The 13,491-nt window shown below is 69.3% G+C and carries 13 protein-coding genes; 12 read left to right on the top strand and 1 reads right to left on the bottom strand.

What is annotated here, in order from left to right:
- Positions 1–25 precede the first annotated feature (25 nt).
- The 12 genes from tssB (at position 26) to G4D86_RS44840 (ending at position 12,119) form a co-directional block, all read left to right on the top strand.
- Complete coding sequence (tssB, locus tag G4D86_RS44895) at positions 26–520, top strand: type VI secretion system contractile sheath small subunit (protein ID WP_164001269.1); 495 nt, start codon at positions 26–28, stop codon at positions 518–520.
- A 25-nt stretch (positions 521–545) separates the two neighbouring features.
- On the top strand, positions 546–2,033 hold the full coding sequence (gene tssC, locus G4D86_RS44890) for a type VI secretion system contractile sheath large subunit (protein ID WP_164001266.1): 1,488 nt from the start codon (positions 546–548) through the stop codon (positions 2,031–2,033).
- Between the two features lie 115 nt (positions 2,034–2,148).
- Positions 2,149–2,640, top strand: coding sequence for a type VI secretion system tube protein TssD (gene tssD / locus G4D86_RS44885; protein ID WP_164001264.1), 492 nt, complete (start codon positions 2,149–2,151; stop codon positions 2,638–2,640).
- Between the two features lie 89 nt (positions 2,641–2,729).
- Positions 2,730–3,125, top strand: coding sequence for a type VI secretion system baseplate subunit TssE (gene tssE, locus G4D86_RS44880; protein ID WP_164001261.1), 396 nt, complete (start codon positions 2,730–2,732; stop codon positions 3,123–3,125).
- Between the two features lie 28 nt (positions 3,126–3,153).
- Positions 3,154–4,905, top strand: a complete 1,752-nt coding sequence (gene tssF, locus G4D86_RS44875; RefSeq protein ID WP_164001259.1) for a type VI secretion system baseplate subunit TssF — start codon at positions 3,154–3,156, stop codon at positions 4,903–4,905.
- A complete protein-coding gene (gene tssG / locus G4D86_RS44870) occupies positions 4,869–5,912 on the top strand; it encodes a type VI secretion system baseplate subunit TssG (RefSeq protein ID WP_205520355.1) in 1,044 nt (347 codons plus the stop codon). Before tssF ends, tssG begins: the two co-directional genes overlap by 37 nt.
- A gap of 82 nt (positions 5,913–5,994) precedes the next feature.
- Positions 5,995–8,646 (top strand): type VI secretion system ATPase TssH, encoded by a 2,652-nt coding sequence (gene tssH / locus G4D86_RS44865; protein WP_164001469.1) that lies wholly within the window; start codon positions 5,995–5,997, stop codon positions 8,644–8,646.
- Between the two features lie 8 nt (positions 8,647–8,654).
- Entirely contained in the window at positions 8,655–9,788 is a 1,134-nt protein-coding gene (locus tag G4D86_RS44860; protein ID WP_164001257.1) for a hypothetical protein, read from the top strand.
- Positions 9,789–9,949: 161 nt separating this feature from the next.
- Entirely contained in the window at positions 9,950–10,315 is a 366-nt protein-coding gene (locus tag G4D86_RS44855) for an HPF/RaiA family ribosome-associated protein (RefSeq protein ID WP_164001254.1), read from the top strand.
- Positions 10,316–10,391: 76 nt separating this feature from the next.
- Positions 10,392–10,943 carry a TlpA family protein disulfide reductase gene (locus G4D86_RS44850; protein ID WP_164001252.1) on the top strand — a complete coding sequence of 184 codons (552 nt, stop codon included), beginning with the start codon at positions 10,392–10,394 and terminating at the stop codon, positions 10,941–10,943.
- Positions 10,944–11,013: 70 nt separating this feature from the next.
- Positions 11,014–11,337, top strand: coding sequence for an antibiotic biosynthesis monooxygenase family protein (locus tag G4D86_RS44845; protein ID WP_205520354.1), 324 nt, complete (start codon positions 11,014–11,016; stop codon positions 11,335–11,337).
- On the top strand, positions 11,334–12,119 hold the full coding sequence (locus G4D86_RS44840) for an alpha/beta fold hydrolase (RefSeq protein ID WP_240360835.1): 786 nt from the start codon (positions 11,334–11,336) through the stop codon (positions 12,117–12,119). Before G4D86_RS44845 ends, G4D86_RS44840 begins: the two co-directional genes overlap by 4 nt.
- On the opposite strand, the gene G4D86_RS44835 is transcribed toward G4D86_RS44840, so the two are convergent.
- On the bottom strand, positions 12,106–13,470 hold the full coding sequence (locus G4D86_RS44835) for a glycoside hydrolase family 16 protein (protein ID WP_164001250.1): 1,365 nt from the start codon (positions 13,468–13,470) through the stop codon (positions 12,106–12,108). The two genes, G4D86_RS44840 and G4D86_RS44835, sit on opposite strands and share 14 nt — an antisense overlap.
- Positions 13,471–13,491: the final 21 nt, after the last annotated feature.

Below are 13,491 nucleotides of genomic sequence, written 5' to 3'. Positions count from 1 at the left end.
GCAGCACTCAAGGAGAAAGCCGCAGATGAGCAAAGAGAGTTCTGTCGCCCCTACCGAGCGCGTCAACATCGTCTACAAGCCCGCCACCGGCAACGCCCAGGAGCAGGTCGAGCTGCCGCTGAAGGTCCTCATGATGGGGGACTTCACCGGCCAGGCCGATGACCGCCCGCTGGAGCAGCGCGCGCCCATCAACGTCGACAAGGCCAACTTCAACGAGGTGATGGCCCAGCAGGGTCTGAAGGTCACCCTCACCGCCGCCGACAAGCTCGCCGGTGACCCGAACGCGACGATGAACGTCACGCTCCAGTTCAAGAACCTGAACGACTTCTCTCCCGAGAGCGTCGTCAACCAGGTGCCCGAGCTCAAGAAGCTGCTCGAGCTGCGCAGCGCGCTCAACGCCCTCAAGGGGCCCCTGGGCAACCTGCCCGCGTTCCGCAAGAAGCTGCAGTCGATGCTCGCCGACGAGGAGGGCCGCAAGGCACTCATCAAGGAACTGGGCCTCAAGGACGAGACCAAGTAGCCCTTTCCGGGGGATTTGAGACACCATGCCTAACGAGACCCAGACCCAACCGAAGTCCACCGGCGTCGCCGCTGACGCCTCCCTGTCCCTCCTCGACGAGATTCTTTCCGAGGCCAAGCTCAAGCCGAAGGACGAGGGCTATGACGTCGCCAAGCGCGGCGTGCAGGCCTTCATCACGGAGATGCTGGCGCCGCACCGCTCCGAGGAGCGCGTGGACAAGGCCCTCGTCGACGCGATGATCGCCGAAATCGACAAGCGCCTGTCCGCGCAGGTCAACGAAATCCTCCACGCCAAGGAGTTCCAGAAGCTGGAGGCCTCCTGGCGCGGCCTGAAGTTCCTGGTCGACCGCGTGGACTTCCGCGAGAACACCCGCGTGGAGATGCTCAACGTCTCCAAGGAAGACCTCCACAAGGACTTCGAGGACGCGCCGGAAGTCACCAAGAGCGGCCTGTACAAGCTCGTGTACTCCAACGAGTACGGCGTGTTCGGCGGCAAGCCCTACGGCATCATCAACGCCAACTACGACTTCGGCGTCGGCCCGCAGGACATGGACCTGCTGCGCAAGTGCGCGTCCGTGGCCGCCATGGCCCACGCGCCCTTCATCGCCAACGCCGCGCCGGACGTCTTCGGCGAGCAGAGCTTCCTCAAGCTGCCGGACCTCAAGGACCTCAAGTCCCTCTTCGAGGGCCCGCAGTACGCCCGGTGGCACTCGTTCCGCGAGAGCGAGGACGCGCGCTATGTGGGCCTCGCCCTGCCGCGCTTCCTGCTGCGCCTGCCCTACGGCGAGAAGACCGTCCCCGTGAAGGCCTTCAACTTCACCGAGGACGTCGTCGGCAGCCACGACCGCTACCTCTGGGGCTACGCCTCCATCGCCATGACCAGCCGCGTGGCGGACTCCTTCGCCAAGTTCCGCTGGAGCCCGAACATCATCGGTCCCCAGTCCGGCGGCGCGGTGGAGAACCTCCCGCTGCACCAGTACGAGGCCATGGGGGAAATCCAGACCAAGATTCCCACCGAGGTCATGCTCACCGAGCGCCGCGAGTACGAGCTGGCCGAGGAGGGCTTCATCGGCCTCGTCTTCCGCAAGGACTCGGACAACGCCGCGTTCTTCAGCGCCAACTCGGTGCAGAAGCCCAAGTTCTTCGGCAACACGCCCGAGGGCAAGGCGGCGGAGACCAACTACCGTCTGGGTACGCAGCTGCCGTACATGTTCATCATGACCCGCCTGGCGCACTACATCAAGGTGCTGCAGCGCGAGCAGATTGGCAGCTGGAAGGAGAAGTCGGACCTGGAGCGCGAGCTCAACCACTGGATGAGCCAGTACATCTCGGACATGGACGACCCGGCGCCCGCGGTGCGCTCGCGCCGCCCGCTCCGTGCCGCGCGCGTGACGGTAGAGGATGTGGACGGCCAGCCCGGCTGGTACCGCTGCAGCCTGCAGGTGCGCCCGCACTTCAAGTACATGGGCGCGTCGTTCACCTTGTCCCTGGTGGGCAAGCTGGACAAAGAGTGAGCGCGGCTCACGCACTGTCGGTCGAATCAGCTAGTTTGTAGGGGCCCCACCACCCGGGCTCGCAGTGAGCCCGGACCCACGGCGCGCGTTGCGCGCATTGCGAAGAGGTTGAAGCATGGCTGAGTCAGTACACCTGTACCTGAAGGCGAACGGCACCGACATCACGGGCGAGAGCACCCAGACGTCCCTGGGCCGCGAGAACTCCATCGAGTGCGTCTACTACGACCAGAAGGTCTTCACCGCGCGTGAGGCCGGCTCCGGCCTGGCCACGGGCCGCCGCCAGTACGAGGGCATCACCTTCCGCAAGCGCATCGACAAGTCGTCGCCCCTGCTGATGAAGGCGCTCTGCGAGAACCAGGTCATCGAGGCGACCTTCAAGTTCTTCCGCCCGAACCCGACCGGCGACGGCACGACCGAGCAGTTCTTCACCACGTCCATCAAGAAGGCCCGGGTCAACAGCATCAAGCAGTACGTCCCGGACTCCTTCGTGCCGGCGAGCACCAACCTTCCTCCCATGGAGGAGATCACCCTGGTGTTCCACACCATCAACTGGACCATCACCAACGGTGGCGTGACGCACGAGGACACCTGGGACACCCAGCGCTAGTCATGCGCTCCTCCCGCCGGCCGCCCGTGCAGACGTGTACGCGGGCGGTCGGGGGTGGGCTTTCCGGCTGAAGAGACAGAAAGACACCCATGGGCTCCCGAGGCTTGTTGTCCCGCATCGCCGATGGCAACGGCACGCTCGCGCCGCCGGGCGACGTGGTGGAGTCCATCGCCGAGCACCTGCGCAACCTGCTCAACACGCGCAGGGGCGAGTCCGTGGCGGCTCCGGCGTACGGCATCCTGGACCTGAACGACATCGTCCATTCGTACCCGTCGGCCATTCCGAGGATGACGCAGTCCATCCGCACGGCCATCCAGGACTATGAGCCGCGGCTGAAGAACGTGGTGGTGCAGTACTCGGCGGACCCGGCCGACCCGACGGCCCTGCGCTTCGACATCAGCGCCCAGCTGGCGACGCGGGACAGGCGGGGCACGGTGCGCTTCCACACGCAGGTGCATCCGGGCGGACGCGTGGAGCTGTGGTGAGCCACGGGGTGAGTGGCAAAGGGCGAGGATGTTCAGCAAGTACTACCTGAGCGAGCTGTCGTACCTGCGGGAGATGGGCCGTGCCTTCGGGCTGGCCAACCCCTCCGTCGCGGGCCTGCTGGTGGAGCGCGGTGCGGACCCGGACGTGGAGCGGCTGCTGGAGGGCTTCGCCTTCCTGACGGCGCGCATCCGCGAGCGCGTGGACGACGACGTGCCCGAACTGGTGCACGGCCTCACGGAGCTGTTGCTCCCGCACTACCTGCGCCCGCTGCCGGCCTCCACCATCGTCGAGTTCTCCCCGCACCTGCGCGCGCTGCGAGGCCGCTCGCGCCTGGCCGCCGGGGCGGAAGTCGCGTCGCAGCCCATCGACGGTACGTCCTGCGTCTTCCGCACCACCTCGGACGTGGACCTGCTGCCGCTGCAGCTGACGGACGCGCTGCTGGACCGCGCGTCGATTACGTCCCCCGTGCTGCGGCTGTTCTTCCAGACGACGGAGCAGGGCCGCGCGGAGGTGTTCCGCCCGCAGGGCCTGCGCCTGTTCATCCACGGTGAGATGTCCGCCGCGTCGGTGGTGCTGCTGTGGCTCTTGCGCTACTGCCGCCAGGTGCGCGTGCGCGGCGCGTCCTCGGAGGGCGAGGGCTTCAAGCTGCCGGCCAACGCCATCCACCCGGTGGGCTTCGACCGGGACTTCAAGCTGTTGCCGTGGCCGCGCGCCAGCGAGGGCTACCGGCACCTGCAGGAGTACCTGACACTGCCGGAGAAGTTCCTGTTCTTCGACGTGCGCGGACTGGACGCAGCGGCGGGTGTGAAGGACGAGCGCTTCGAGATTGCCTTCCACCTGGAGCGGCCGCCGCCCCTGGACGCGCGCATCCACCGGGAGATGTTCCGGCTGCACTGCGCGCCGGCCGTCAACCTCTTCAACGTGCCGTCGGACCCCGTCCTCCACCACGTGCTCGACAAGGAGCACCTGCTGCGCGCGTCGGACCTGCCGGCCAACCACGCCGAGGTGTACTCGGTGGACACGGTGACGGGCCTGCAGGCCGGCCGCAATGAGCGGCGCCTGTACCGGCCCTTCTTCGAGTTCAGCCACACCTCCGGCGGCGACGCGGAGCAGGCCTTCTACCGCCTGCGCCGCGCACACTCGCCGCTGGACGACGGCATCGACACGTACATCACCCTGGAGACGCCGCGGAACGTGGCGCCGGTGCTGGGCTCGGAGGAGGCGCTCTCCATCGACCTCACGTGCACCAACCGCTCGCTGCCCTCGCGGCTCCAGGTGGGTGACTTGACGGCCTCCACGGCGGCCAGCCCCACGCAGGCGAAGTTCAAGAACATCTCCCCGGTGAGCCGGCCGGCGCGCGCGCCGCTGGGCTCGGAGCTGCACTGGCGGCTCTTGTCGCACCTGGCCATCAACCAGCACTCGCTGGCGGACGCGGCGGCGCTGCGGCGGCTGATGGACCTCTACAACTTCCACTCCCTCACGGACAACCTCGCGGCGCGCGCGAGCCGCCTGCGCATCAACGCCATCCGCGCGGTGGAGACGAAGCCGGTGACGCGCTTCCTGGAGGGCGCGCCGCTGCGGGGCCACAAGACGCGGGTGGACATGGACGAGGAGAACTTCATGGGCGTGGGTGACTCGTTCCTCTTCGGCTGCATCCTCGAGGAGCTGCTCGCGTCCCACGTCACCATCAACTCCTTCAACGAGCTGAGCATCCGGCTCCACCCCTCGCAGACGGAGTACACGTGGCTTCCGAGGAACGGAACTCAGACGCTCTTGTAGCGGCGGCGCGTCAGCTGGCGGAGATGGCGCCCCGGGCGGGCTTCTTCCCCCTGGTGGCCTACCTGGAGCGGCTGACGGCCGAGGCCGTGCGCGTGGGCGGGCCCGGCCCCGTCAACGAGGAGATGATTCGCTTCCGGCACGACCCGTCCCTGGGCTTTCCCAGCGGCGACGTGAAGGAGGTGACGCTGCACGAGGTGCTGGTCCGCGCGGACGACCCGTTCTCCAAGCGGCCGCTGTTCGAGGTGGTGACGAGCTTCCTCGGCCTGACGGGCTCGGTGAGCCCCCTCCCCCACTACCTCGCGGAGGAGGTCGCGCAGGAGGACCCGGACTACCCGGTGCGGCGCGAGTTCCTGGACCTCTTCCACCACCGGCTGCTGTCGCTGCTGTACCGGATTGAGTCCAAGTACCGCGTCACCAGCGAGACGGACACGTCCTTCAAGGACCAGTGGTCCAAGCGGCTGTTGGCGCTGGGCGGCTTCGACACGTACGAGAAGCCCCATGAGGGCAAGCTGCCGACCTGGCGCCTGCTTCGCATCGCCCCGTTGCTGGCCGGGCGCTTCCGCACGGCGGAGCAGCTGGAGGTGGCGCTCCAGGACGTCATGGGCGACGACCTGGAGGGGGCGCGCGTCACGGTGCGCCAGTTCGTGGGCCGCTGGGTGGACATCGACGCCCGGGTGCAACTGGGCCGCCTGAACAACATCCTCGGGCGCAACATGCTCCTGGGCGGCAAGGCCTTCGACCGGACGGGGAAGATTCAAATCCACGTCAGCCCGCTGCCGCCGCGCGCCTACCGGCGCCTGATGCCGGAGGGAGACCTGCTGCCCCTGGTGCGCGAGGTGGTGGCCCTCTTCGTGAAGGACCCGCTCGAGTACGATTTGGAGCTGGGGCTCACCGAGGGCGTGAAGCAGCAGTTCCGCCTGTCCCGCCAGGAGCCGAGCAAGCTGGGCCGGGACACATGGCTCGGCAACAGTCAGCAGACACACCTCAGCGTTCCCGTGGCGAGATGAAATCCCGAGCGGGCGGGCACGAGGGCCGGGGATTTACGGCGCTCTGCCCGCCCGGTATACCGTCCACCATCGCTGTCATTTTCTGGGGGCTCCCATTCGCGTCGATCCGAAAGCGCTCGTCCGTCGTCTGACGCCGACCTCTACCCGTCTGCTCGAGGCCGCGGTGGCCCGTGCGAGCGCCGGGCGGTTCTACGAAATCGTGCCCGAGCACATGCTCGTGCAGATGCTGGAGCCCGAGGACTCGGACGTCGCGCGCATCCTCCAGCAGTTCGGCGTGGACCGCCGCACGCTGCTGGCCAGCATGGAGCGCGCCGTGCAGGGGCTGCGTGCCGGAAGTGCGGGCCGGCCCGTGTTCTCCGAGACGCTCTTCCAGTGGTTCGAGGAGGCGTGGCTGCTGGCCTCCGTGGAGCAGGGCGCCACGCGGCTGCGCTCGGGCGTGCTGTTCGCCCAGTTCATCAGCCGGCGCTCGCGCTACACCGCGGAGCTGTTCCAGGAGCTGGACGCCATCAGCCGCGACGAGCTGATGTCCTCGCTCGACGTGGTGCTGCGCCCCTCTCCGGAGAATGTGGAGGTGGCCTCCGCGGACGCCGCCGCCGCGGGGGGTGGCGCGGCCGGTGCGCCGGGCGGGCGCGGGGACGAGGCGCTCAAGCGCTTCGCCACGTCCTTCACGGGCCGGGTGCGCGAGGGGAAGATCGACCCCATCTTCGGCCGGCACCGTGAAATCCGGCAGATGGTGGACATCCTCTCCCGCCGCCGGAAGAACAACCCCATCCTGGTGGGCGAGCCCGGCGTGGGCAAGACGGCGCTCGTCGAGGGCATGGCCTGGGCGATTGTGCGCGGCGAGGTGCCGGACGCGCTGAAGAACGTGGAGCTGCTGGGCCTCGATTTGGGCCTGCTCCAGGCGGGCGCGGGCGTGCGCGGCGAGTTCGAGAACCGGCTCAAGGCCGTCATCGCCGAGGTGAAGGCGTCCCCCACGCCCATCATCCTGTTCATCGACGAGGCGCACACCATCATCGGCGCGGGCGGCTCGCAGGGCGGCACGGACGCGTCCAACCTGCTCAAGCCGGCGCTGGCGCGCGGCGAGCTGCGCACCATCGCCGCCACCACGTGGGCCGAGTACAAGAAGTACTTCGAGAAGGACGCGGCGCTGGAGCGGCGCTTCCAGCCGGTGAAGGTGGAGGAGCCGAGCGTGGAGGACGCGGAGCTGATGCTGCGCGGCCTGCGCCCCACCTACGAGGCGGCCCACGGCGTCATCATCCGCGACGAGGCCGTCAGCGCCGCGGTGCGCCTGTCCAGCCGCTACATCTCCGGCCGGCAGCTGCCGGACAAGGCGGTGGACCTGCTCGACACGTCCGCGGCCCGCGTGAAGATTGAGCTGTCCACGCGCCCCGAGGAACTGGTGGCGCTGGACCAGGAGATTGCCGCGCTGGAGCGCGAGCGCGACGCGCGCAAGCGAGACCTGGCGGAGGGCACCGGCGGCGAGGACGAGCAGGACGCCCTCAACGAGGCGCTGGAGAAGCTGCGCGCCACGCAGGACGCGCGGGCCACGCTGCACGCGCGCTGGGAGACGGAGCGCACGGCGGTGGCGGCGCTGATGGAGGCGCGCAAGGCGCTGCGCGAGGCGAAGCCGGAGGCGGACACCGCGGCGCTGAAGGAGGCGGTGGACGCGGCGGCGAAGAAGCTGGCCGACGTGCGCGGCGAGGTGCCGCTGGTGCACGCGGACGTGGACGCGGACATCGTCGCGCGGGTGGTGGCGGGCTGGACGGGCGTGCCCGTGGGGAAGATGCGCAGTGACTTGCTCGCCTCGGTGCTGACGCTGGAGGACAAGCTGCGCTCGCGCGTGCGCGGCCAGGAGGCGGGGCTCAAGAAGGTGGCGGAAATCATCCGCATCTCCCAGGCGGGCATCCGCAACCCGGACACACCGATTGGCGTCATGCTCTTCGTGGGCCCCAGCGGCGTGGGCAAGACGGAGACGGCGCTGGCGCTCGCGGACACGCTCTACGGCGGCGAGCGCTTCATGACGACGCTCAACATGAGCGAGTTCCAGGAGAAGCACACGGTGAGCCGGCTCATCGGCTCGCCGCCGGGCTACGTGGGCTACGGCGAGGGCGGCCTGCTGACGGAGGCCGTGCGCCAGCGCCCCTACTCCGTGGTGCTGCTGGACGAGTGCGAGAAGGCCGACCTGGAGGTGATGAACCTCTTCTACCAGGTCTTCGACAAGGGCTCGCTGACGGACGGTGAAGGCCGGCAGGTGGACTTCAAGAACACCGTCATCATCCTCACCAGCAACCTGGGCTCGGACGCGGTGATGCGGATGTACGAGGACTTCGCGGAGCCCACCACCGAGCAGGTGGTGGCGGCCATCCGCCCCGCGCTCAGCAAGCACTTCAAGCCGGCGCTGCTGGCGCGCATGACGATTGTGCCCTTCGGTCCGGTGCAGCGCGACGTGATGCGCCAGATTGCCGAGATGAAGCTGGCGAAGCTGGTGGGCCGTCTGCGGGCCGCCCACAACGTGGAGACGACGCTGGCGCCGGACCTGCTCGACGAGCTGGCGCGCCGGTGCACGGAGTCCGAGATGGGAGCGCGCAACATGGAGCAGATCCTCCAGGGCTCGCTGATGCCCGTGCTCTCCCGTGAGCTGTTGCAGCACCTGGTGGGCGGCGCGGTGCCCCCGAAGCTGCATGTGGCCCTGACCGCGGAAGGCGACTGGGACCTCCAGTTCGCCAATGCCTGAGAGAACCCATGAAACGAACGCTCCAGGTCTCCGCCGTGGCGCTGTCCCTGCTGGCCGGCTGCGCCACCGCGCAAAAACCGTCGTCGATGTGCTTCGCCGAGGCGGGCGCCAACGCGCGCTCCTTCCCCACGCCGGACACATGGTTCGCGCTGCTGCTGCACGGCTATGACAAGGACACCGGCGCGGCGCCCCGCCCCGCGGTGGACTGCACGGGCGCTCCGGTCTGGTCTCAAGACCCCGCCGCCGACGAGTGCGTGGAGGCCGGCCCCGACTCCCTCCCCCTGCCCCCTCCGGAGAAGCTGACGGAGGAGGACCTGGTGATGGAGACGCTCCAGGCCGGGCAGCGGCTGGTGTGGGTGATTACGCGGCGCTTCACCAACGGCGAGGCCCTCGGGCCGGTGGCGCTGGTGGAGACGACCGAGCAGGGCTTCCGCGTGGACGCGCTGGGCTCGCTGCGCGCCATGCCGAAGAACGCGAAGCTGCGGCTGGAGAAGGTGCAGGGCACGAACATCCTCGTCGCGGAGGGCGACGCCTGCACCACGGACGGCGAGGAGGTGTGCCGCCGGCACGCGCGCATCATGCCGCTGCGGCAGAACCGCTTCTTCACCGAGTCCGTGTCCGACAAGGCCCGCGCGTGCCTGGGCGCCGCGTGGTTCCCGCTGTCGCGCGAGCTGGAGTTCGAGCTGCCCAACGGGCTGCGCCGCAAGTTCGAGCTGACGTCCACGCTCACCTACGACGAGAAGGGCATCAGCGTGCAGGAGCAGGTGCAGGTGAGTGACTCGGACCCGAGCCAGCCGGACGTGGCGCCGCGTCTGTACCGCCGCGCGCAGGACGTGCGCACGCTGGAGCTGGCGGACAACGCGCTGCTGGCCCCGAAGCCGTCGCTCTGGTCCCGCATGGTGGAGCAGCAGGAGCGCATCGGCGCCCGGGCCGTCCCGGAGAAGCCCATCTTCGCGCTCCCGGAGAAGAAGAAGCCGGTGCCCACCGAGGCCGACACGGCCACCGCCGAGGCTCCCGCGGCGGACAAGGCCAAGGCCCCCGCCGATGCGGCGAAGGCCGCGACGAACGCCACGAAGACGGTGGCTGCGCCGGGCAAGACGTCCCAGAAGCCCGCCACCACGGCGACGACGACGCCTCCGTAGTCGCGGCCCTGAAGTGGGGCCTGGTGCTCCCTCGTCCTACCCTACCCCCGTGTGCCTTCGGTTTTTCCGAAGTGCCACGGGGGTTTTTCGCAATTGCGCCAAAGGCTCCTCGTGGACAGAGAAGAGATAGGCCCAATGGGGGGCCAGAAGGAGCGTCCTGGATGCGCATCGAAATCCGAGCCCGTCACATCCCCCTCACCGAGACCCTTCGTACCCACTGCGAGCGCCGCGTGCGCTTCGCGCTGGACCGACTGGCGGACCGCGTCAAGGAGGTGGTGTTGCGCTTGGAGGACACCAACGGCCCGCGCGGAGGCGTGGACAAGACGTGCAAGGTGACGCTGCGGCTGGAGCACGGCAAGGAGCTGACGCTGGAGTCGAAGGACACCACGCTCGTGGCGGCGGTGGACCGGGCCCTGGACCGGGCCAGCAACGCGGTCAGCAAGGCGGTGGGCCGCGCCCAGCGGACGGCCGGCGAGAGCCTGCGGACGGCCGAGTGGCAGCCCGAGGAGGCGCCCGCCCTGTCGTGACGTGAGCCAGGGACGGCCGTCCCACCCGGGGCGGCCGTTCCCGGTGTTACCGTGGCGGCCTCCGAGGAGGCGTTGAATGCTGGGCGGTACCGGAGCGCTGGGACGGATGCGGGCCGCCTGGGACATGGCGAGGCGCCGCTGGTGGGTGCGCTGGGGCGTGGACCTGGCCCTGCTGGCGCTCATCGTCGCGGCGGTGACGGCGTGGCAGACGCGCCGCCTGCCCGGGGGCGGGACGCCCGCGCCGGACTTCACCCTGCACACGCTGTCCGGAGACACGGTGCAATTGGACGCACTGCGCGGCAAGCCCGTGGTGCTGGCCTTCTGGGCCCCCTGGTGCGGCGTCTGCAAGCTGGAGTCGTCCAACCTGTCGCTGCTCCAGCGCCTCGCGGGTGACTCCGCACACGTGGTCTCCGTGGCGGTGGCCTACGACAATGAGGAGGCCGTGCGGGTCTTCGCGCGGGAGCATGGCGTGGACTACCCCGTGCTGCTCGGGGATGACGGCATCCAGCGCGACTGGCGCGTGGACACCTTCCCCACCGTGTTCTTCCTGTCGTCCGAGGGCCGCGTGGAGCGCGCCGTGGTCGGCTACACCACGCTCGCCGGGCTGTCGTGGCGGTTGCTGCTGTAACCGGAGTGCGGACCGGCTAGGGAGCAGACCGGGGCCTCAACGGTGGGGCTCCAGAGCGAGGAGTGTTTCCATGTTGGCCCGCACCTGGCGCGGAGTGACGACGGCGACCGACGCGGATGCGTACCAGGCCTACCTGGAGCAGACGGGACTCAAGAACTACCGGGGCACTCCGGGCAACCTGGGCGCGTACTGCCTCCGGCGAGTCTCCGACGGGCGCGCCGAGTTCCTCCTGGTGACGCTCTGGGAGTCCATGGACGCCATCCGCCGCTTCGCGGGCGCTTCCCCGGAGCAGGCCGTCTTCTACCCGGAGGACGACCGCTACCTCATCGACAAGGACTTACACGTGACGCACTACGAAGTACCCTTCGCTTCGGTGGCGGGCCCACTCCCGTGACGCCACGACGGATTGCCGGACCGGCTGGGAGCCTGAGCGTCGTAGACGTCCCCGGCGCGAGCACGGACGCGCTGCCGGTCGTCTTCGTCCACGGCCTCGCCGGCAATGCGGCGCACTGGGAGGCCCAGTTCCGGCACCTCGCCCCTTCCCGGCGCGTGGTGGCCGTCGAGCTTCGCGGCCATGGAGGATCGGAGCCACCTCGGGACGGCGACTACTCCCTGGAGGCGCTCGCGCAGGACGTGGCCACGGCGGCGGAGGTGCTCGGGCTCGGGCGCTTCGTCCTGGTGGGCCACAGCATCAGCGGTGGCGTGGCGCTGGCCTGCGCCGCGGCCTGGCCCGAGCGCGTCGCCGGCCTGCTGCTGGTGGACCCGATGAGCGACTCGCGTCACTTCCCCGAGGCGGACAAGGAGGCGTACATCGCGTCGCTCGCGTCGGACGCCTACGCGCGCGTCATCCGGGAGGACTGGCTGGGCATGGTGGGCGCGGTCCCCGAGGTGCGGGAGCGACTCCTGCGCGACCTGGACGCCACACCGAAGGAGGCGGTGGTGGGCATCCAGCGCGCCCACCTGTGCTTCGACCCCGTCACCGCGCTCGCGCGCTATCCCGGGCCCGCCCTCTCACTGGTGCTGCCCTCCAATGACACGGAGCACAGCTTCCACCGGCTGGGCAGGGGCTTCCCCCACCAGGTGCTCCGCGAAGGCAGCCACTGGGTGCACCTCGAGCGGCCCGGTGACGTCAACCGGGCCCTCGATGGCTTCCTCGTGAGCCTCAGAGGCGGATGAGCTCCACGTCATCCATGTGGATGAAGTTGCCCGAGTTCCCCACCGTGGCCCGCGTGTGGAACCCCAGCTCCAGGGAGCCGCCGGTGACGGAGATGGCGGGCGTCTCCACGAGCGTCCACGCCCCATACGTCCCGAGGTCCGTGTACACGGGCGCGCAGCCGCCGCACGTCTTCGCCTGGAGGCGCGCGATGTCGAATGCGCCGCCCTTCCGCACCCACGCGCGGACCTTGTAGTTGCCCGAGGGCAGTCCCGAAGCGACCTGGTACGTCCACACCTCGAACGGCGAGCCGTTGTTCCAGTGCGTCAGGTGGTAGCTGCCCGAGTGCCCGCCGTTGTACGTCTCGCTGAAGTCCGCGGCCTCGGTGGCGTTGGGGCTCCACGTCGCCCAGCCCGTCATGCCGGACTCGAAGCCGGGGTTGGTGAGCGTCGCGGGCGGCACGCTGCCCGCGTCGTACCAGCGCACCCACTCCACCTCCATCGTCTTGCGCTCGCCCGACGCGAGCGCGATGGAGCTGGCCGGCGCGTTGCCGTACCAGTTCCCGCCCAGCGCCAGGTTCAGGAGGATGTAGTGGTTCTGCTGGAACGCGGGCTGGTTGTGGAAGAAGTCCGCGGTGGCCCGAACCTGGTTGTCCAGCCGGAACACCATCTGCCCCGCCGTCCACTCCACCTCGTACACGTGGAAGCCGTCCGCGAGGCTGTAGCCCCGGTTGGCGCCCGTGCCGAAGTGCTGCGCCGCCCCGTTGGCGAAGTAGTGCACCGCCGACTTCATCCACGTCGGCTCATTGGAGTGCCACTCGAGGATGTCGATTTCGCCCGAGCTCGGCCAGCCCACCGTGGAGATGTTGCCGCCCAGCGTCCAGAACGCCGGCCACATGCCGTAGCCGGACGGCACCTTGATGCTGGCCACGAGCTTCCCGTAGCGCCGCTCCACCTTCCCCTTCGTGTGGATGCGGCCCGAGTAGAACGAGCGCGGCCCGTAGCCCGTGCAACGCGAGTCCATGGGCCCATCCCCGGTCCGCTCCGCGGTGATGACCAGCTTGCCGCCGCCGACGGTGACGTTCTGCGCGCGGGGGAACTCCAGCTCGCCCGTCCCGAAGTTGCAGTTGTTGGTGACGGGGTCGTAGTTGCTCGTCAGCACGGTCCAGTTCGCGCCATTCAGCGCCGTCCCGGTGAAGTCGTCCTGCCAGCCGAGGTTCCACCCCGGCCCCGGGTCATACCCGAGCTCGCCCTGCGCCTGACTTTCGAGCGGAAGCGGCTCGGGCGCGGAGGAACTCTCCGCGCCGCACCCGCTGGCCAGCGCCAGCACGCCCGCGGCCCACAGCATCGAACGCCCAACCTGTCGTCTGTGCATGTCACTCTCCGGGAAGGGAAG

The organism is Pyxidicoccus caerfyrddinensis (assembly GCF_010894405.1).
Classification (GTDB): Bacteria; Myxococcota; Myxococcia; order Myxococcales; family Myxococcaceae; genus Myxococcus; species Myxococcus caerfyrddinensis.
This window is presented reverse-complemented; position numbering and strand designations above follow the sequence as displayed.

Coding starts and splice junctions, on each gene's coding strand:
- tssF (WP_164001259.1), top strand. CDS start 3,154: ATGTTCAGCAAGTACTACCTGAGCGAGCTGTCGTACCTGCGGGAGATG.
- tssD (WP_164001264.1), top strand. CDS start 2,149: ATGGCTGAGTCAGTACACCTGTACCTGAAGGCGAACGGCACCGACATC.
- tssC (WP_164001266.1), top strand. CDS start 546: ATGCCTAACGAGACCCAGACCCAACCGAAGTCCACCGGCGTCGCCGCT.
- G4D86_RS44835 (WP_164001250.1), bottom strand. CDS start 13,470: ATGCACAGACGACAGGTTGGGCGTTCGATGCTGTGGGCCGCGGGCGTG.
- G4D86_RS44860 (WP_164001257.1), top strand. CDS start 8,655: ATGAAACGAACGCTCCAGGTCTCCGCCGTGGCGCTGTCCCTGCTGGCC.
- G4D86_RS44845 (WP_205520354.1), top strand. CDS start 11,014: ATGTTGGCCCGCACCTGGCGCGGAGTGACGACGGCGACCGACGCGGAT.
- tssE (WP_164001261.1), top strand. CDS start 2,730: ATGGGCTCCCGAGGCTTGTTGTCCCGCATCGCCGATGGCAACGGCACG.
- tssB (WP_164001269.1), top strand. CDS start 26: ATGAGCAAAGAGAGTTCTGTCGCCCCTACCGAGCGCGTCAACATCGTC.
- G4D86_RS44850 (WP_164001252.1), top strand. CDS start 10,392: ATGCTGGGCGGTACCGGAGCGCTGGGACGGATGCGGGCCGCCTGGGAC.
- G4D86_RS44855 (WP_164001254.1), top strand. CDS start 9,950: ATGCGCATCGAAATCCGAGCCCGTCACATCCCCCTCACCGAGACCCTT.